Origin of the sequence: Pseudoxanthomonas sp. UTMC 1351 (genome assembly GCF_040948865.1) — a bacterium.
GTDB lineage: Bacteria > Pseudomonadota > Gammaproteobacteria > Xanthomonadales > Xanthomonadaceae > Pseudoxanthomonas_A.
In genome coordinates, this window is sequence record NZ_JAVGJT010000010.1 from 35,501 (window position 1) to 52,622 (window position 17,122).

The window sequence follows — 17,122 nt, forward strand, 5'->3', positions numbered from 1 at the left end:
ATCGGGGCCACGCCCCCGATGAAAGATTTCAGTGCCGACGCCATGTCGGTAAGGAAACTACAACAAATTCCCCGTCATGACCAGCCATTCGGCTGTTGAAAAGCGCCTCCGGCGCACGCCGGGACCCAGCGACTTCCAAAGAAGCACCAGTAGACCATCAGACAATACGTCGCGTCGGCCGCGTAGGGCCGACCTACGGCGCATCGATTCGTAGAGGAATTCGGTGCTGACGCTGTAACAGTAAGAAACTACAACAAATTCCCCGTCATCCCGGCGCACGCCGGGACCCAGCGACTTCCGAAGAAGCACCCGTGGACCATCAGACAATACGTCGCGTCGGCCGCGTAGGGCCGACCTACGGCGCATCGATTCGTAGAGGAATTTGGTGCTGACGCTGTAACAGTAAGAAACTACAACAAATTCCCCGTCATCCCGGCGCACGCCGGGACCCAGCGACTTCCAAAGAAGCACCCGTGGACCATCAGACAACACGTCGCGTCGGCCGCGTAGGGCCGACCTACGGCTTCTTAGGCTCAGCGAACCCTGGCTTGCCCAATTGCTCCGGCAGTTGCGGCACGCGTTGCAGCTGGCGCGCATTGACCCCGTAGTCGCGCATCTTCTTGACCAGCGTGTCGTACAACTGATCGTCCATGGCCGGCGTGCGGCTGAAGATCCAGGCCAGGTCGCGCTCGGGATAGTCGATCAGCGCCCAGGAGTAATCCGGCGCTACTTCCAGAATGCGGAACTTGGTAGGCACCACACCAAAAAACCAGACCGTCCACCGGCGGTTGCCTGTGCCGGCTTTCACCGACGCCCGCGATTCCACGACATCGACGGGCTGGCCGAAGCCTTCCTGATAGACGTAGCGCACGCCGATCTTGCCGTCCTCGCGCAAGGTGTATTCGTTGCGGCTGGCCACGTGCCCGCGCTCGGCGAAGTAGGGGATGTGCGCGATCACATGCCAGGCGCCGACGAAGCGCGGCAGATTTATGGCGTCCGCTTCGGCTCTGTCGACAGAGCCGGTGGCGCACGCCGTGGTGACGACGATCAATATTCCGATCAGTACGGCACGAAGGCGGCGCGTCAGGGTCATGCAAGGCTCCTGGCAAAGTAAGGCTGATGTTGCGTCGACCATGGTATTACCGCCGTGACGACCGTTTGAAGGCACTGTTCCGCAGTTCAGCGTTGCCGGTGCGAATTGAGCGACAGCCGCTGGCGTCGCAGTTGCTGAGATGCCCGGCCGGCAGTCTGCGGCTTCCCAACCGGAGCCGCCAGCATGCCGAATTTCCTGACTCGCCATTCCTCTCAGTCGTCCTCACCGGTGCAGGCCTATCCCGCCCTGGAGCGCGCTTTGCGGCACGCGACCTGCGTCGGGGTCGCCCTTGTCTTGCTGTTGCCTGCCGCGCGCGGCAACAGCGATTGGCTGGGCTGGATGCCGCTGTGGCTGGTGGGCATGCCCTTGGCGGCGTGGTGGGCGATGTACCGCTTCCGCCTGCCCGTTTGGCCGGCATCGCGGGAGTCCGCATTGCGGCCGGCCCGGCGCAGGCGTTTCCGCAGCCAGGCGCGTCGCTGCGCACGCCCCGCATGGCGGCACCGCACGCAAGCTGCCTGACCTTCGGCAGGGGAGTGACCTCAGGGGCCTGTGCTAGCGTTGAGGTATCAAACCGCACACTCCGGAGCCGCTACTCAATGCCCAAACTCGCCCACGCCTGCCTGATGGCGGGCCTTGCTGTCGCCGGCATTACTGCGACCGGAACCGCCATCACCAAGGAGATCCCTGTGGCCAATGACCCCTACGCCTGGCTGGAAGATGTCGAGGGCAAAAAGCAGCTGGATTGGGTGAAGGCACAGAACGTCAAGGCCGAAGCGGAGATAGCCGCCACACCCGAGTTCAAGCAGTTGGAGAGCGACATCCGCTCCATTCTGGATTCCGACGCCAAGATCCCGGGCGTGGAAAAGATCGGCGAGTACTACTACAACTTCTGGAAAGACAAAAACCACGAGCGCGGACTCTGGCGCCGTACCACGCTGGAGGAGTACCGCAAGCCGCAGCCGCAGTGGGAAACCGTACTGGACCTGGACGCGCTGAATGCCGCCGAAGGCAAGAACTGGGTATGGCATGGGGCTGACTGTCGCAAGCCCGACTACACGCGCTGCCTGGTCGCGCTGTCGCGCGGCGGCGCGGACGCCGACGAGACCCGCGAGTTCGACCTGACCACCAAGACCTTCCTGAAGGATGGCTTTTACCGTCCTGAAGCCAAGGGTGCGCTGGGCTGGAAGGATGCAGACACGGTCTACGTCTTCACCGACTTCGGCGAAGGCACCATGACCAGCTCCGGCTATCCGCGCATCGTCAAGGAATGGAAGCGCGGCACGCCGCTGTCCGCCGCCACCGTGGTGTACGAAGGCACGGCGGACGACATGTATATCGCCGCATACCACGACGACACGCCGGGTTTCGAACGCGATTTCGTCAGCCGCACGCTGGCGTTCTACAACGACGAGTTGTATCTGCGGACCGGTAATAAGCTGGTCAAGATCGACGCACCCAATTCCGCCAACAAGGGCGTTCACCGCGAATGGCTGACGCTGGAACTGCGCGATGCCTGGACGGTCGGTGGCAAGACGTATCCCGCCGGCTCGCTGCTGGCGGCGAAGTTCGACGATTACCTGGCGGGCAAGCGCAAGTTCGAAGTGCTGTTCGCGCCTACCGAAAGCACATCGCTATCTGGCTTCGCCTGGACGCGCCATCATTTGGTTCTGAATGTGCTGGATGACGTCAAGAACCGGCTGAGCGTGCTGACGCCTACAGACCAAGGCTGGAAGAGCAGCGCATTCGTGGGTGCTCCCAGCTTCGGCACCATCGGCGTGGGCGCAGTGGATGCCGACGAAAGCGATGCGGTATGGCTGACGGTGACCGATTATCTGACACCGACCACGTTGTCGTTGGCGGAAATAGGCAAGCAACCCGAACAACTCAAAGCCATGCCTGCGTTCTTCGACGCATCCGGCAAGGTTATCGAGCAGCACTTCGCCACCAGCAAGGACGGCACCAAGGTTCCGTACTTTCTGGTTCGGCCCAAGGACCTGAAGTACGACGGCAACACGCCGACGCTGCTGTACGGCTACGGCGGTTTCGAAATTTCGCTGACCCCTGGTTATTCCGGCGGCGTTGGCAAAGGCTGGCTGGAGAAGGGCGGCGTGTACGCGGTCGCCAACATACGCGGCGGCGGCGAATACGGACCCCGCTGGCACCAGGCCGCGCTGAAGGCCAGCCGCCACAAGGCTTATGAAGACTTCGCCGCGGTCGCGCAGGATCTGGTGGCGCGCAAGATCACCTCGCCCAAGCACCTGGGTATCCAGGGCGGCAGCAACGGCGGCTTGCTGACCGGCAACATGCTTGTCCAATACCCGGAACTGTTCGGCGCGGTCGTGGTGCAGGTGCCGCTGCTGGATATGAAGCGCTATAGCCATCTGCTGGCTGGCGCGTCGTGGATGGCGGAATACGGCAATCCCGACAAGCCGGAAGAATGGGCGTTCATCCAGAAGTTCTCGCCCTACCACCTCTTTGACGACAGCAAGAACTATCCGCCCGCTTTGTTCATGACCTCGACGCGCGATGACCGCGTACATCCCGGCCATGCCCGCAAGATGGCGGCCAAGATGCTGGAAGCGGGCAAGGACGTTCGCTACTACGAAAACATCGAAGGCGGCCATGGTGGTGCGGCCAATAACGCCCAGGCCGCGCACATGAGTGCGCTGGCATACACCTTCTTGTGGCAGCAGCTGAAATAGGGCGGGCCCCGGCCCGCCATCGCCACCTGGCTTCCGCGATAGCAATGATCCAGACGCGCCGCCATCCCAGCCACCATTGCATCTCGCCCGAGCGGACCCAAGTATGAAACCCACCACTTTCCTGTTTGCAGCGACCCTCCTGATGACCGTTTCATACAACTCCGCACTCGCCGCCGACATCGCTCCCCCGGATGTCGCCAAGAAGCCGCACGTGGTCAAGGCGCCGTTCGGTGCCGAACGCGTCGATGACTACTACTGGCTGCGCGATGACGCTCGTGAAAACCCGGAGATGCTCGCGTATCTGAACGCAGAGAATGCGTACGTCGACGCGGTGATGGCGCCGACGAAGCCATTGCAGGAACAGCTGTATGGCGAAATCGTCGGCCGCATCAAGCAGGACGATGCCAGTGTGCCGTACCGCGAGCGTGGGTGGTGGTATTACACCCGCTTCGAAACCGGCCAGGACTACCCGATCCACGCCCGCCGCGAGGGCAGCATGGAAGCGCCCGAGCAGATCCTGCTCAACGTCAACGAACTGGCCAAGGACAAGGGTTACTACAACGTCGGCGATTGGGAAGTCACCCAAGACAACAAAATCCTGGCGTATGCCGAGGACGCCGTGGGCCGCCGCCAGTATGTGGTGCGCTTCAAGAACCTGCAGACCGGCGAGCTCTACCCGGATGAGATCAAGGGCGTGTCGGCCAACCTGGTCTGGGCCGACGACAACAAGACCTTGTTCTACGTCGAAAACGATCCGGAAACCCTGCTCACCGTGCGGGTCAAATCGCACGTGCTGGGCACGCCTAGTTCGCAGGACAAGCTGGTCTATGAAGAGAAGGACGACAGCTTCTACATGGGAATCGGCCGCACCCGCGACGACAAGTTCATCTGCATCAGCGTGGAAAGCACGGTCTCGTCCGAGCAACGTTGCTCGCCGGCGGCCAATCCCGGCGTGTTCACCGTGCTGGCGCCGCGCCAGCGCGATGTGGAATACAGCGCGGATCACCTTGACGGCCGTTGGGTCATCCGTACCAACTGGAATGCGAAAAACTTCAAGTTGATGACCACGCCTTCCAACGCTACTTCGCGCGAGCAATGGACCGATTGGCTGGCGCACGATGACAAGGTCTTCATCGAAGGCTTCGAACTGTTCAACGATTTCACCGCTGTCAGCGAACGCTCCAATGGCTTGGAGCGCATCCGCCTGATTCGCGCCGATGGCAAGGAGGAATACGTCAAGGCCGACGAGCCGGCGTATTCGATGGGGCTGGCCGTCAATTCGGAACCGGATTCGGCGTTGCTGCGTTACAGCTACACCTCGATGACCACGCCGGGCACCCAGTACGAACTGAACACCCAGACCGGCGAGCGCAAGCTGCTCAAGCGCGATCCGGTGATCGGCTACGACCCATCGCTGTATACCACCGAGCGCCTGTGGGTAACGGCGCGCGATGGTACCCAGGTGCCGGTCTCGCTGGTGTACAAGAACGGCTATAAAAAAGACGGTAAGGGCGCACTGCTGCAGTACGGCTACGGCAGCTACGGAGCATCGATGGACCCGGGCTTCAGCGGCACCGTGGTCAGCCTGCTGGATCGCGGCATGGTCTACGCCATTGCACACATCCGCGGCGGCCAGGAAATGGGCCGCGACTGGTATGAAAACGGCAAGTTGCTGCACAAGAAGAACACCTTCAACGATTTCATCGATGTCACTGACGCGCTGGTGAAGCAGGGCTATGCCGCACCTGACCGTGTGGCGGCGATGGGCGGCAGCGCCGGCGGATTGCTGATGGGCGCCATCGCAAACCTGGCGCCGGACAAATATCGCGTGCTGGTGTCGCAGGTGCCGTTCGTCGATGTGGTCACCACCATGCTGGATCCAAGCATTCCGCTGACGACCAACGAATACGACGAGTGGGGCAACCCGGAAAAGAAAGCGTTCTACGACTACATCGTCACCTATTCGCCCTACGACAACTTGAAGCCGGAAGCCTACCCGGCGATCTTCGTCGGCACCGGACTGTGGGATTCGCAGGTGCAGTACTGGGAGCCGGCCAAGTACGTCGCCAAGCTGCGCGACGTGAACACGGGCAAGCTGCCGGTGCTGTTCCGCACCAACATGGAAGCCGGCCACGGCGGCAAATCCGGCCGCTTCCGCCGCTACCGGGAAATGTCCGAGTACTACGCCTTTGTGCTGGATCAGTTGGGTGTGACGGATACGACAACGGATGCACTATCCACTGGTGCCGCTCGCTGAACTGCTGAGCGGAGTACCGGTACACGAAGCAATGCCGCTCTTCGTAGAGCGGAGCTTGCTCCGCTGCTCTTCGTGTATCGGCTTCGGACACGATCAGCCGAGCAAGCTCGGCTCTACAAGACTGCCGTCTTCTGTAGGAAGACGGTCTATCCCACACATCGCGGCTTACGCCGTCCTGGCGAATGCGGTAAAACGTCCAGGTGAAAAACAGACCCGGCTCCCCACCTTCGCCCGAGACCCGGGAAAGCGCTCCTTCCCGGTACCGCTGGGCCTGGTTGGTGTTGGCGTACTGCAGTCTCGCGGCCGGTATCGTCGGTATCTTCTTGCCCGTCATGCCCACGACGGTGTTCATTCTGATCGCTGCCTTTGCCGCATCCCGTGGTTCTGAACGCCTGCACCGGTATCTGCTGGCACATAAGCGCTTTGGCCCCATGATTCGCGATTGGCAGGCGAACGGTGCGGTGTCGCGGCGAGCCAAGTGGGCGGCGACGTTGACCATGTTGCTGTCTGCGGTGGTGCTGTTGACCATCATGCTGTCGGTCGGTTCGCATCGTTGGTGGATGGCGGCGATACCGATTGCTTGTATGGCGATAGTGGCTGCTTGGCTGTGGCGACGTCCTGAATCGCCTAGGCAAAACGGGGAACAGGTAACAGGGAACAGGGAATGACACTTTCCTGGCGCATATTCCTTCTGCGCCAGTCCACTTCCATCTCTCGCTTCCCGCTTCTGGCTTTCCCGATGATAGAAAGCGCCCTCAGGACATGCCGCTGCTCATTCATCGCCATCTGGCTATACTCCGCCGCATGAGCAAATTCGCACGCTTCGCATCGACTGCCGCCGCCGTGGCACTGCTATCCGCCTGTGGTGCCAAAGGCCCGCTGTTCCTGCCGGAAAAGCCGGCTCCAGACCAGCAGGAAGTGCCTGAGGAAATGATGCCCACTGATCCCGCGGAAGCGCCGCCGGCAGACGACGGTACGCTCCCGGCCCAACCCCCGATCGACGCCCCGGCGGAAACTTCAGTGGAGACTCCGGTGGAGACTCCGGTGGAGACTCCCGTACCGCCAGCGACCGACGGCCGCTGAGTCCGGCCGAATACGGTAGGTAGACCACTATGCGCTTCACCAAGATGCAAGGCGCGGGCAACGACTTCGTCGTGCTGGATCTGCGCGGCGGGATAGCGCCGCCCGACGCCACCCTGGCGTCGCAGTTGGCCGATCGTCATTTCGGCGTCGGCTGCGATCAGATCCTGACCATCGAGGCGCCACGTAGCGAAGGTGCCGTGGCGTCGTACCGCATCTGGAATTCGGACGGCTCGCCTTCGCAGCAATGCGGCAACGGCGCGCGCTGCATCGCCGCCTGGCTGGTACGCGACGGCGCCGCCCAAGGCACTCGCTTCCGGATGGACAGCCCGCTGGCGACGCACGACGTGGAACGCCTGGACGGCAACCGTTATGCCATCGCGATGGGCGTGCCGGATTTTGAGCCAACGCGCATTCCCATGCATGGATTCGGCCGCGTGCAGGACGAATACGAGGCGATTGCCGGCGTGGGTCTTCGGCTGCGTTTTGGCGCGGTATCGATGGGCAATCCGCATGCCGTGATTGAAGTGCCGTCTGTCGCGCAGACGCCGGTCGCCGACTATGGCGCGGCGTTGCAGCAATCGGCGCATTTCCCGGAATCGGCGAATGTCGGTTTTGCGGAAGTGGTCGCGCGCGATCGCATCCGTCTGCGCGTATACGAACGTGGCGTCGGCGAGACGCTGGCTTGCGGCAGTGGTGCGTGCGCCGCTGCCGCGGTGCTGATGAAGCGCGGCCGCGTCGATCGTGACGTAACCATCATGCTGCCCGGCGGCGAGTTGGGCATTCGCTGGCCGGACGACGATGCACAGGTCATCATGTCGGGACCGGCGGCATTCGTATTCGAAGGGGAATGGGCACAGTGAGCGACCATCGCGAGAAAAACGGGCAGGAAAAACTCGGCGCGCATGAAGTCGCCGCTTGGCTCCGGCGCCACCCCACTATTCTCAAGCAGTTCCCCGATCTGGCCTTGAGCCTGGTGGTGCCGCGCGACGAAGGCCCCACGGCGTCGTTGGCCAGTTATCAGTTGGAAGTGTTGCGCGACAAGAACCGCGAACTCTCCAAGCGGCTCAGCGATCTGTTCGCCAATGCCCAGGAAAACGAGCGCTTGGCCGTGCGCACTCATCAACTGACGCTGGCGCTGTTGAAGCAGCGCACCGCCGCCGATACGTTGCGCGCCATGGCGGCGTCGCTGGCTGAAGACTTCAATGGCGACCGCGTCAGCATCGTCCTGCTCAAACCCGTGGAAGGGCTCCAGGACGTGGATTGGCTGCAAATCATTCCGCAGGACAGCCCGCATCTGACGCCGTTCCGCGATTGTCTGCGCGAAGGCGAACCGATCTGCGGCCGCTTGCAACCGGAAAAGAACGTACTGCTGTACGGTGCGCGAGCGGAGGATGTCACCTCGTCGGCATTGCTGCCTTTGCCGGAGATCGGTCTGGTGGCGGTGGGTAGCCACGACGCCAACCGTTTTTATCCCGGCATGGGAACGTTGTTCCTGCGCATGATGGGCGAGGCGCTGGTGACGGCGCTGAAGCGCTTCGATGATTGAGGGCGGCGTGCGCCCGACTCATCCATTCTGATGCTCTGCTGCCGTGAACTCTTCCCGTAGAAACAAGCCGGTATCCAAGACGGGGAAGAACGCACCGACGCCTGCCGCACCGGCTGAAATACCGTTTGAAACACCTCCGTTGATTGAAGATTTCCTCGGTCACCTGCAGGTCGAGCGCCGTATGTCCGTGCACACGCTCGACGCCTACCGCCGTGATCTGGCGGCGTTGGCGGAATGGACGGTCGCGCAGGAGCGTCCTGACCTGCTGGCGCTAAACACCGAGCAGCTCCGCGCCTTTGTCGCGGCCGAACATCGCCGCGGACTGTCGCCAAAGAGCTTGCAGCGCCGCTTATCCGCGTGCCGCAGCTTCTACACATGGCTGCTACGCCACGGCCGCATCGCCGCTACTCCCGCCGCCGGGCTGCGCGCGCCCAAGGCGCCTCGCAAGCTGCCACAGGTGCTGGACGCGGATGAAGCAGTGCGTTTGGTCGAAGTGCCCACCGACGCGCCGCTTGGCCTGCGCGACCGCGCATTGCTGGAACTTTTCTATTCCTCGGGGTTACGCCTGAGCGAACTTTGCGGGCTGCGTTGGCGCGACTTGGATCTGGTGACCGGTTTCGTCACCGTGCTGGGTAAGGGCAACAAAGAGCGCAAAGTGCCGGTGGGCTCCCACGCACGCAACGCCCTGGACACATGGCGCACCGATCAGAAAGCGATCAGCGACTCCCCCGTTTTCCCCGGCCGCGGTGGCGGGCCCATTTCGCAGCGCGCCGTGCAGATACGCTTGAAACACTTGGCGCAGCGGCAGGGCCTGTTCAAGCACGTGCATCCGCACATGCTGCGCCACAGTTTCGCCAGCCATATCCTGGAATCCTCCGGCGATCTTCGCGGCGTGCAGGAGCTGCTGGGACATGCGGACATCGCCACCACGCAGATCTATACGCACCTGGATTTCCAGCACCTGGCCAAGGTATACGACGCCGCCCATCCGCGAGCCAAGCGGAAGACGTGATCCCGAGGCCGGCAGTAGGAGCGGCCTCAGGTCTGTAGGAGCGCTCGCTTTCGTAGGAGCGGCGTCCCGCCGCGAGCTCTTCCTGTCAGATCGCGATAGAAGCGGAAAGCTTGTTCGCCATCTGGGCGCGCTGCGGCGCGTTCTTGATCGCGCGCATTGGGGAGCTATCGGGGCGCGGAGCGGCGTCCCGCCGCGAGCTCTTCCCGTCAGATCGCGATAAAAGCAAAAGCTCGCGCCGAGACGGCGCTCCTACGTGTACGGCGTTGGTCGAGGTTTCTCCATCCGGCCAATGTCACGCTTGAACCGTTCGTGGCCGTCCCCACTTCAATGGGAACACCCCGGAGGCCGCATGGACCCCAGCCAGAATCCCAACGTTTTCCACGCCACCACCATCATTTCGGTCCGCCGCAACGGCCACGTCGCCGTCGCCGGCGACGGACAAGTCACGCTGGGCAACACCGTGATGAAAGGCAATGCTCGCAAAGTGCGGCGACTGGGTCGCGACAGCCAAGTGTTGGCGGGTTTTGCCGGCGCCGCCGCGGATGCTTTCACATTGTTTGAACTCTTCGAAGCAAAGCTCGAAAAGCACGGCCAACTGCAGCGCGCAGCGGTGGAACTGGCCAAGGACTGGCGCACCGAGCGCCGCCTGGGCAAGCTGGAAGCGCTGCTGGCCGTCGCCGACAAGGAAACTTCGCTGGTCATCAGCGGCACCGGCGATGTGATCGAACCGGAAGACGGCATCATCGCCATCGGTTCCGGCGGTTCGTTTGCGCTGTCCGCGGCGCGCGCGCTACTGGCGCATACCGAGATGGACGCCAAGTCGATCGCCGTCGAAGCACTCAAGATCGCCGGCGATATCTGTATCTATACCAATCGCAATGTGGTGGTTGAAGAGCTGTGAGGCAGGAGCGGGAACGGGGAACCGGGAACAGGGAATGACATTCCACTGGTGCCGTTCCTCTTCCGTGACCACTCACTTTCATTCCCCGTTCCCTATTCCCCGTTCCCGCTTCTAGCCCTCATGACCGACCATAAAATCACCAACAGCACCATGACCCCGCGCGAGATCGTGCAGGAACTCGACCGCCATATCGTGGGCCAGCACGCGGCCAAGCGCGCGGTCGCCATCGCGCTGCGCAACCGTTGGCGTCGCATGCAGTTGCCGGAAGACCTGCGCAACGAAGTGATGCCCAAGAACATCCTGCTGATCGGTCCCACCGGCGTTGGCAAGACCGAGATCGCACGGCGCCTGGCGACGTTGGCCAATGCGCCGTTCGTGAAGGTCGAAGCCACGCGCTTCACCGAAGTGGGATATGTGGGCAAGGATGTGGAGCAAATCGTTCGCGACCTGGCCGATACCGCCGTCAAGATGTATCGCGAACAAGCCAAGGCGCGCGTGCGCACCCAGGCCGAAGAGCGCGCCGAGGAACGCATCCTGGATGCGCTGCTGCCGCGCCGCAGTAGCGGCATTGGTTTCGATCCGGAAGTCGCGCGCAACGAACCTTCCGCGCAGGACAACGACACCCGCATCAAGTTCCGCAGGATGCTGCGTGCAGGCGAGCTGGATGACCGCGAGATCGAACTGGAACTTGCCGTCAACGTCGGCGTGGACATCATGACGCCGCCGGGCATGGAGGAAATGGGCCAGCAGCTGCGGCAGATGTTCTCCAGCCTGGGCGGCGCCAAGTCGCACAAGCGCACCGTGACAATCAAGGCCGCCCGTCCGCAGCTGATCGAAGAAGAGGCTGGCAAGCTGGTCAACGAAGACGACATCCGCAGCGCTGCCATCGATGCTTGCGAGCAGAACGGCATCGTCTTCATCGACGAGATCGACAAGGTCGCCAAGCGCGGCGACAACATCGGTGGTGGCGATGTCAGCCGCGAAGGCGTGCAGCGCGATCTGCTGCCACTGGTGGAAGGCAGCAACGTCAGCACCAAGTACGGCACCGTGAAAACGGACCACATTCTGTTCATCGCTTCCGGCGCATTCCACCTGGCCAAGCCCAGCGACTTGATTCCGGAATTGCAGGGTCGTTTCCCCATTCGTGTCGAACTGGGCGCACTGTCGAAGGACGATTTCATCCGCATCCTGACCGAGCCCAAGGCCGCATTGACCAAGCAGTACGTCGAGCTGATGAAGACGGAAGGCCTTGATCTGGAATTCTCCACCGATGCCGTCGACCGCCTGGCCGAGATCGCCGCGCAGGTCAACGAGCGCCAGGAAAATATCGGTGCCCGTCGCCTGCACACAGTGTTGGAACGGTTGCTGGACACGCTGAGCTATGAAGCCCCCGATCGCGGCGGCCAGGCTGTCGCTATCGACCGTGCCTACGTCGACGCGCATCTGGGCGAACTGGTGAAAGACCCGGATTTGAGCCGCTATATCTTGTAGGGAACGTCCCACAAAAAACCCGCCGCCAGGCGGGTTTTTTCTCCGCCCTCGTAGGAGCGGCGTCCCGCCGCCAGCTCTTCCTGTCAGATTGCGGTGGAAGCGAAAAAGCTCGCGCCGAGACGGCGCTCCCACAGGGTCATGATGGTTCGCTTTTGTAGGCGCGGCGTCCCGCCGCGAGCTCTTCCTGTCAGATCGCGGTGGAAGCGAAGAGCTCGCGCCGAGACGGCGCTCCTACAGGGTCATGATGGTTCGCTTTTGTAGGCGCGGCGTCCCGCCGCCAGCTCTTCCTGTCAGATTGCGGTAGAAGCCAAGAGCTCGCGCCGAGACGGCGCTCCTACGGGGTCATGATCCTTCGCCTTTGTAGGCGGGATTTTCTATAAGGGGCGAAGCGGGGATGTCATCCCAAGCATCATGCGGCCGGCCCCGCGTCGTTGCGCCAGCGTCTTGTGCTGCGCTGGAAGAACTGGCTATTGGGAATCTGCAACACGGTGTCGTCACCGTTCGCGTGGGTCTCCTGCAAGGTGGTGTAAATGAGGTTGATGTCGACCACCCGGCCCTTGAGTCCCGGCTTATCGCCGTTGTCCACCAGCTCGATATGGTCGTGAAGCCGGAACGGTCGCGTGGTCAGGATCAACAATGTGCAGAAGATATTGGACAACACGCTCCATGCGGCGAAGAACGCGACGGCTGCAACCGCTGTGAACCCGGTTAGCGCGGTCCAAAGGACGGCGCCGGACACGCCCCAGCGTTCCAGTATCAGCAATATCGCGGCACCATATGCGACGAAGCCGAGGATGCGCCGCGCACCGATGGCCATCTCGGGCGGTAGCCCGTAGCGGTCGCATAGGCGCGAGAACATCCGGCGCAGCAGCTGGTTCAGCAGCCACGCCAAGACCAGGATAATGGCCGCTTCGGTCAGCGGTATCGCAATACCCATCCAATCCTGCAACCACGGTGGGACGTCGCGCAGCCCGGAAGTAGTCCCTTTCGGTATGCCCATCACTGTGGTGGCGCAGAGCGCTCCATCGGAGCCACCACCGCGGGTTCTTACTACGGCGACGATCCTTTCTGCTATTTCCTTGCCGTGGCGGCTAGGGGTCGCCATCGCTAACGAGTAGTGGAAACGGAAGCCTCCATTTCCACCGCTCCGCGCAGCCACGTCCGTACTCGCTCCAAGTGCCTTTCTTCAGCAGCTGGCGCGTATTTCATTCCGATGCGATTACTGCCAAGGATGATCTGAGGTCGCATGGTCGCTCCTGTTTACATGGCATGTTCGAGGGGCGTGCTTTCAAGGAGCGTGAAGGAAATGTTCAAACGGCACGACTGCATCTTCGCCGAGCAATCCTGGTGCAAAGCGGGATCATGACGGCACGGCCATCGGCGCTGGTTCACTTGTCTGGCGCGGCAATGCTATTGGCTGACCTGCCGAGCTGTATCGGCCTTCAGTTGCTCGCGCGCCGCTTGCTGCAACTCGGGGAGGGACGCCAGCTCCGGCGACTTGCCGAGCCGCTTGCTCAAATCCGCGACCACCCGTTTATTGGCGTAGGTATGTGGAGAATCCATGTCGTCGCTCTGGGCTTCCATGAAGCCGAGCAGACGCTTGCGGCTGACTTCCACCGCCTGTGCCAGTTCGACCAGTTTGGCGCGATATTCCAGCTCCCACGGCGGCATATCGGGAAACCGGTTCTGGTCGGCGAAATGCTGTGCTTCATGGCCCAGGAACACCACCCGGAACGCCTCGCTATCCAAGCCGTCGGGGTAGGAGGGCACGACGGCATACAGGGCCTCATTGGTCGCCCAGCCGCCGGCCGAACCACGCTGGCAGCGCGCGTACGAACTCCAGCCGCGGCTGACGAAATCATCCAGCAGCTCCACCCGTACTTGATGGCTGCCTTCCGGTAGTTCGACCTGGTACTGACGGGTTTCCTGGCTCCGCCACAGCATCAGCTCGCGCAACGGCGGCGTTCGGCCCAATATCGCGTGGTAGCCGCGCTGCTCAAACCGCTCTTTCAGCAGCGGCTCCACCGCATCGAAGTCGTGCGCGTCGTCCGCCGCCGTCCCCAGCAATCGGCGCAGCTTCAGCAATAGCTGTTGTGCATGCGATTCGCGATGCGCGGGTGCGGCCAACGCGTGCCACCAGTAGCGTTGATAGTCGTTGAGCACCTCGCGGACGAACGGATCCTCGATGTCCCACACCAACCACGGTGGCTGCGCGCGTTCGAACCGGCCGAACATGCAGGCGCGATAGTCGGCATCGCGGCCTTTGAACTGCGCCGCCGGCACCTGTCGCAACGCGGCCAGCGCGCGGGCCGAATCGCCCTGCAGCACTGCGCTGGTGGATTCGCCAATGGCGCGTTCGGCCGCGGCGCTGGAAGCCGGTGCGGCGGCCAAGGCGGCTGGGTAGAGGGCTGTAGTTAGAACAGTCGCCAGCAATCCGCCGAGGAAGTATGTGCGGCGCATATGGAGTGGTCTCGTCTCGTCGACAATGTCGTTGAGCGATATCAAGCCACGTGGGCGCTGCGCCGGTCTTGAACGGATTTGACCTGTCGCCGCAGTCGCGCCGGCGGTAGCCCGGTGCATGCACGCACGACGCGACTGAGATGGCTTTGATCGGCGAAGCCGCAGACCGCGGCGATGTCGGCGAGTGGCTGATCCTGTGCCAACAGACTCAGCGCGCGCCGCAGCCGCAGTTCGCGCCGCAACAGTTGCGGCGACAAGCCATGCGAGTGCCGCAGTGAACGACTGGCGTAAGCGTCGGACACGCCCGCTTGGCGGGCGATTCGCGCAATGGGCAGATCCGAATCCTGCAGTTGCTGCATGAAGTCCACTTGCCAGCTGGAGCGTTCCGTTGGTTCCCTGCGCGCCGGCTGCGCACGCGCAAGCAGATCAGACAGCGCATCCGGCTCGCTCGCGAATACTTTGACTGCCTCCTTCAGACAATCCACTTGCCAGATGGAACGCTGCTCCGGTACCAACCGATCAGAGAGCGGCAGGTTGATCACACGGGCGCCATGGCGGCCGAAGCGGTTGCCATGGGCATGAAAATGCGGATGCAGCAGCAAGGTTCCGGGAACGCACTGCACCGGCCCTTCGAGGCTGCTTTCGCAATAGCTGCCGTCAACCACCAGCGCCGCATATGCCTGCTCATGACGATGAGTCGCCAGGCTGTCGCCGGCGCGGTGGCGGGTTTCGGGATTCGGACAGGGTTGCATGCGGTGATCGTGCCGCAACGCGGAGTGGACGTCACGGGACGAAAGTCAGGCTTGCGCAACTACGCAACGGACGGCCACCCTAGGGAAGGTCTGAATAATTGTCGTCTTCCCCGCGAAGGCGGGGATCCAGTGACTCGAGCCTTTAAAAGCAAAGGCACTGGGTTCCCGCTTTCGCGGGAATGACGAGCAAAAGCGCAGTTGTTCAGACCTTCCCTAATCCTCGCCGATGTCCTCGTTCCATACCTCCGGATTGGCCGCGATGTAATCGCCCAGCATCTCGATGCATTCCTGGTTGTGCAGGTCGATCACGTTGACGCCGTTCTCACGCAGCCAGTCGACACCGCCCTGGAAGTTGACCGATTCGCCCACAACCACCGTGCCGATATTGAACTGGCGCACCAGTCCGCTGCAGTACCAGCAGGGTGCGAGCGTTGTCACCATGATGGTGTCCTGGTAGCGGCGCTGGCGGCCGGCCTTGCGGAAAGCATCGGTTTCGCCATGGACGGAAGGGTCGTTTTCCTGAATTCGGCGGTTGTGACCGCAACCCAGCAAGGTCCCGTCATTGCGGTACAGCGCGGCGCCGATAGGGATGCCGCCTTCGGCCAGCCCTTGGCGGGCTTCGGCAATGGCGGTTTCGAGCAAGGCGGGGTAGTCGGGCGTGGCGATCATGGGGGGCATTCGTGATGGTTTTCCCCAGTGTGCCGGGAAGGTGGCGGTCGGTCGAGAACATCCCCGTAGAGCGGAGCTTGCTCCGCTGCTTTGTCTTTGGCTCCTTGCCCCGCAAGAGCAGCGGAGCAAGCTCCGCTCTACGAGAGCCAGACCGGCCCAGCCGGGCTGTCAAACGTCTCCAAGTCCAGTTCTGCGATAATCCCCCGCATGAGCGAATCCCCCTACAAGACCGGCACCACTCACTTCGGTTTCCGCGACGTTCCGGCCAAGGAAAAACAGAAGCTGGTGGGCGAAGTGTTCTCGTCCGTGGCCGGCAACTACGACCTGATGAACGACCTGATGAGCATGGGCGTCCATCGGGTCTGGAAGCGCTATTTCGTCGGCACGGCCCAAGTCAAACGTGGCGATCGCGTGCTGGACCTGGCCGGAGGCACCGGCGACATCGCCGCACTGCTCAAGGACCGCGTGGGGGATGAGGGCGAGATCGTCCTGGGCGATATCAACGCCGGCATGTTGTCGGTCGGCCGCGACCGCATGACCAACCGCGGTCTGGTGTCGGGGTTGGAATATGTGCAGTGCAACGCCGAGGCGCTGCCGTTCCCGGATGCCAGCTTCGATCTGGTCACCATTGCCTTCGGTCTGCGCAACGTGACCGACAAGGATGCGGCGCTGCGCGAGATGGTGCGCGTATTGAAGGTCGGCGGGCAGGCCCGCGTGCTGGAGTTCTCTGAAGTGAAGCCGGAGTGGTTCAAGCCGCTGTACGACTTCCATTCCTTCAAGGTGCTGCCCAAGCTGGGCCAACTGTTCGCCAAGGACAGCGGCAGCTACCAGTACCTGGCCGAAAGCATCCGCAAGCATCCGCCGCAGGAAGCGCTGAAGGCGATGATGCAGGAGGCCGGCTTCGCCCGCGCCAGCTACAAGAACCTGTCGGCTGGGATTGTGGCGATTCATACGGGTTACAAGGTCTAGTTCCCTTCTCCCACAGGGAGAAGGTGCCCGCAGGGCGGATGAGGGAGTGACAATGACTCGCCATCTGCCTTTATTACAAGCGGACGTTCCATGCCCTCATCCGTCGCTTCGCGCCACCTTCTCCCGGAGGGAGAAGGGCAGCAAAGAACGGTAAACTTCCGCAATCCCCCGATTGCCGGATATCCCC

At 62.4% G+C, this 17,122-nt stretch carries 16 protein-coding genes; 11 read left to right on the forward strand and 5 right to left on the reverse strand.

What is annotated here, in order from left to right:
• Window positions 1-517: 517 nt before the first annotated feature.
• Window positions 518-1,093 (reverse strand): lipocalin family protein, encoded by a 576-nt coding sequence (locus tag AB6O04_RS08670; RefSeq protein ID WP_368563458.1) that lies wholly within the window; start codon window positions 1,091-1,093, stop codon window positions 518-520.
• Between the two features lie 183 nt (window positions 1,094-1,276).
• On the opposite strand from AB6O04_RS08670, the gene AB6O04_RS08675 reads away from it, so the two are divergent.
• From AB6O04_RS08675 to hslU, 10 genes are all read left to right on the forward strand, one after another.
• A complete protein-coding gene (locus tag AB6O04_RS08675) occupies window positions 1,277-1,612 on the forward strand; it encodes a hypothetical protein (RefSeq protein WP_368563459.1) in 336 nt (111 codons plus the stop codon).
• Between the two features lie 77 nt (window positions 1,613-1,689).
• Window positions 1,690-3,795 (forward strand): prolyl oligopeptidase family protein, encoded by a 2,106-nt coding sequence (locus AB6O04_RS08680; RefSeq protein ID WP_368563460.1) that lies wholly within the window; start codon window positions 1,690-1,692, stop codon window positions 3,793-3,795.
• A gap of 103 nt (window positions 3,796-3,898) precedes the next feature.
• A complete protein-coding gene (locus AB6O04_RS08685) occupies window positions 3,899-6,052 on the forward strand; it encodes a S9 family peptidase (RefSeq protein ID WP_368563461.1) in 2,154 nt (717 codons plus the stop codon).
• A 200-nt stretch (window positions 6,053-6,252) separates the two neighbouring features.
• The gene (locus tag AB6O04_RS08690; protein WP_368563462.1) at window positions 6,253-6,720 is read left to right on the forward strand and encodes a YbaN family protein; all 468 of its coding nucleotides are present in this window, start codon (window positions 6,253-6,255) and stop codon (window positions 6,718-6,720) included.
• A 136-nt stretch (window positions 6,721-6,856) separates the two neighbouring features.
• Window positions 6,857-7,135: a lipoprotein gene (locus AB6O04_RS08695; RefSeq protein ID WP_368563463.1), complete on the forward strand. Its 279-nt coding sequence runs from the start codon at window positions 6,857-6,859 to the stop codon at window positions 7,133-7,135.
• A gap of 29 nt (window positions 7,136-7,164) precedes the next feature.
• Window positions 7,165-7,995 carry a diaminopimelate epimerase gene (gene dapF, locus AB6O04_RS08700; RefSeq protein WP_368563464.1) on the forward strand — a complete coding sequence of 277 codons (831 nt, stop codon included), beginning with the start codon at window positions 7,165-7,167 and terminating at the stop codon, window positions 7,993-7,995.
• The gene (locus tag AB6O04_RS08705) at window positions 7,992-8,681 is read left to right on the forward strand and encodes a DUF484 family protein (protein WP_368563465.1); all 690 of its coding nucleotides are present in this window, start codon (window positions 7,992-7,994) and stop codon (window positions 8,679-8,681) included. The genes dapF and AB6O04_RS08705 overlap by 4 nt, the downstream gene beginning before the upstream one ends.
• A gap of 139 nt (window positions 8,682-8,820) precedes the next feature.
• A complete protein-coding gene (gene xerC / locus AB6O04_RS08710) occupies window positions 8,821-9,693 on the forward strand; it encodes a tyrosine recombinase XerC (protein ID WP_368563480.1) in 873 nt (290 codons plus the stop codon).
• Window positions 9,694-10,042: 349 nt separating this feature from the next.
• Window positions 10,043-10,594 carry an ATP-dependent protease subunit HslV gene (gene hslV, locus AB6O04_RS08715; protein ID WP_337344695.1) on the forward strand — a complete coding sequence of 184 codons (552 nt, stop codon included), beginning with the start codon at window positions 10,043-10,045 and terminating at the stop codon, window positions 10,592-10,594.
• A 120-nt stretch (window positions 10,595-10,714) separates the two neighbouring features.
• A complete protein-coding gene (gene hslU / locus AB6O04_RS08720; RefSeq protein WP_368563466.1) occupies window positions 10,715-12,085 on the forward strand; it encodes an ATP-dependent protease ATPase subunit HslU in 1,371 nt (456 codons plus the stop codon).
• Window positions 12,086-12,494: 409 nt separating this feature from the next.
• Here the strand turns inward: hslU and AB6O04_RS08725 are convergent, their stop codons facing one another.
• The 4 genes from AB6O04_RS08725 to AB6O04_RS08740 form a co-directional block, all read right to left on the reverse strand.
• On the reverse strand, window positions 12,495-13,085 hold the full coding sequence (locus AB6O04_RS08725; protein ID WP_368563481.1) for a mechanosensitive ion channel family protein: 591 nt from the start codon (window positions 13,083-13,085) through the stop codon (window positions 12,495-12,497).
• Window positions 13,086-13,495: 410 nt separating this feature from the next.
• The gene (locus AB6O04_RS08730; protein ID WP_368563467.1) at window positions 13,496-14,545 is read right to left on the reverse strand and encodes a hypothetical protein; all 1,050 of its coding nucleotides are present in this window, start codon (window positions 14,543-14,545) and stop codon (window positions 13,496-13,498) included.
• Window positions 14,546-14,586: 41 nt separating this feature from the next.
• On the reverse strand, window positions 14,587-15,297 hold the full coding sequence (locus AB6O04_RS08735) for a helix-turn-helix domain-containing protein (protein ID WP_368563468.1): 711 nt from the start codon (window positions 15,295-15,297) through the stop codon (window positions 14,587-14,589).
• Between the two features lie 213 nt (window positions 15,298-15,510).
• Window positions 15,511-15,966: a nucleoside deaminase gene (locus AB6O04_RS08740; RefSeq protein ID WP_368563469.1), complete on the reverse strand. Its 456-nt coding sequence runs from the start codon at window positions 15,964-15,966 to the stop codon at window positions 15,511-15,513.
• Between the two features lie 207 nt (window positions 15,967-16,173).
• On the opposite strand from AB6O04_RS08740, the gene ubiE reads away from it, so the two are divergent.
• The gene (gene ubiE, locus AB6O04_RS08745) at window positions 16,174-16,935 is read left to right on the forward strand and encodes a bifunctional demethylmenaquinone methyltransferase/2-methoxy-6-polyprenyl-1,4-benzoquinol methylase UbiE (RefSeq protein ID WP_368563470.1); all 762 of its coding nucleotides are present in this window, start codon (window positions 16,174-16,176) and stop codon (window positions 16,933-16,935) included.
• The last annotated feature ends 187 nt before the right edge of the window (window positions 16,936-17,122 follow it).

What these genes read in the sequence shown, in the direction of transcription:
- AB6O04_RS08735 (WP_368563468.1), bottom strand. Translation starts at nt 15,297, where the DNA reads ATGCAACCCTGTCCGAATCCCGAAACCCGCCACCGCGCCGGCGACAGC.
- AB6O04_RS08725 (WP_368563481.1), bottom strand. Translation starts at nt 13,085, where the DNA reads ATGGGCATACCGAAAGGGACTACTTCCGGGCTGCGCGACGTCCCACCG.
- AB6O04_RS08675 (WP_368563459.1), top strand. Translation starts at nt 1,277, where the DNA reads ATGCCGAATTTCCTGACTCGCCATTCCTCTCAGTCGTCCTCACCGGTG.
- hslV (WP_337344695.1), top strand. Translation starts at nt 10,043, where the DNA reads ATGGACCCCAGCCAGAATCCCAACGTTTTCCACGCCACCACCATCATT.
- AB6O04_RS08680 (WP_368563460.1), top strand. Translation starts at nt 1,690, where the DNA reads ATGCCCAAACTCGCCCACGCCTGCCTGATGGCGGGCCTTGCTGTCGCC.
- hslU (WP_368563466.1), top strand. Translation starts at nt 10,715, where the DNA reads ATGACCGACCATAAAATCACCAACAGCACCATGACCCCGCGCGAGATC.
- AB6O04_RS08695 (WP_368563463.1), top strand. Translation starts at nt 6,857, where the DNA reads ATGAGCAAATTCGCACGCTTCGCATCGACTGCCGCCGCCGTGGCACTG.
- ubiE (WP_368563470.1), top strand. Translation starts at nt 16,174, where the DNA reads ATGAGCGAATCCCCCTACAAGACCGGCACCACTCACTTCGGTTTCCGC.
- AB6O04_RS08730 (WP_368563467.1), bottom strand. Translation starts at nt 14,545, where the DNA reads ATGCGCCGCACATACTTCCTCGGCGGATTGCTGGCGACTGTTCTAACT.
- AB6O04_RS08670 (WP_368563458.1), bottom strand. Translation starts at nt 1,093, where the DNA reads ATGACCCTGACGCGCCGCCTTCGTGCCGTACTGATCGGAATATTGATC.
- AB6O04_RS08740 (WP_368563469.1), bottom strand. Translation starts at nt 15,966, where the DNA reads ATGATCGCCACGCCCGACTACCCCGCCTTGCTCGAAACCGCCATTGCC.
- AB6O04_RS08685 (WP_368563461.1), top strand. Translation starts at nt 3,899, where the DNA reads ATGAAACCCACCACTTTCCTGTTTGCAGCGACCCTCCTGATGACCGTT.
- dapF (WP_368563464.1), top strand. Translation starts at nt 7,165, where the DNA reads ATGCGCTTCACCAAGATGCAAGGCGCGGGCAACGACTTCGTCGTGCTG.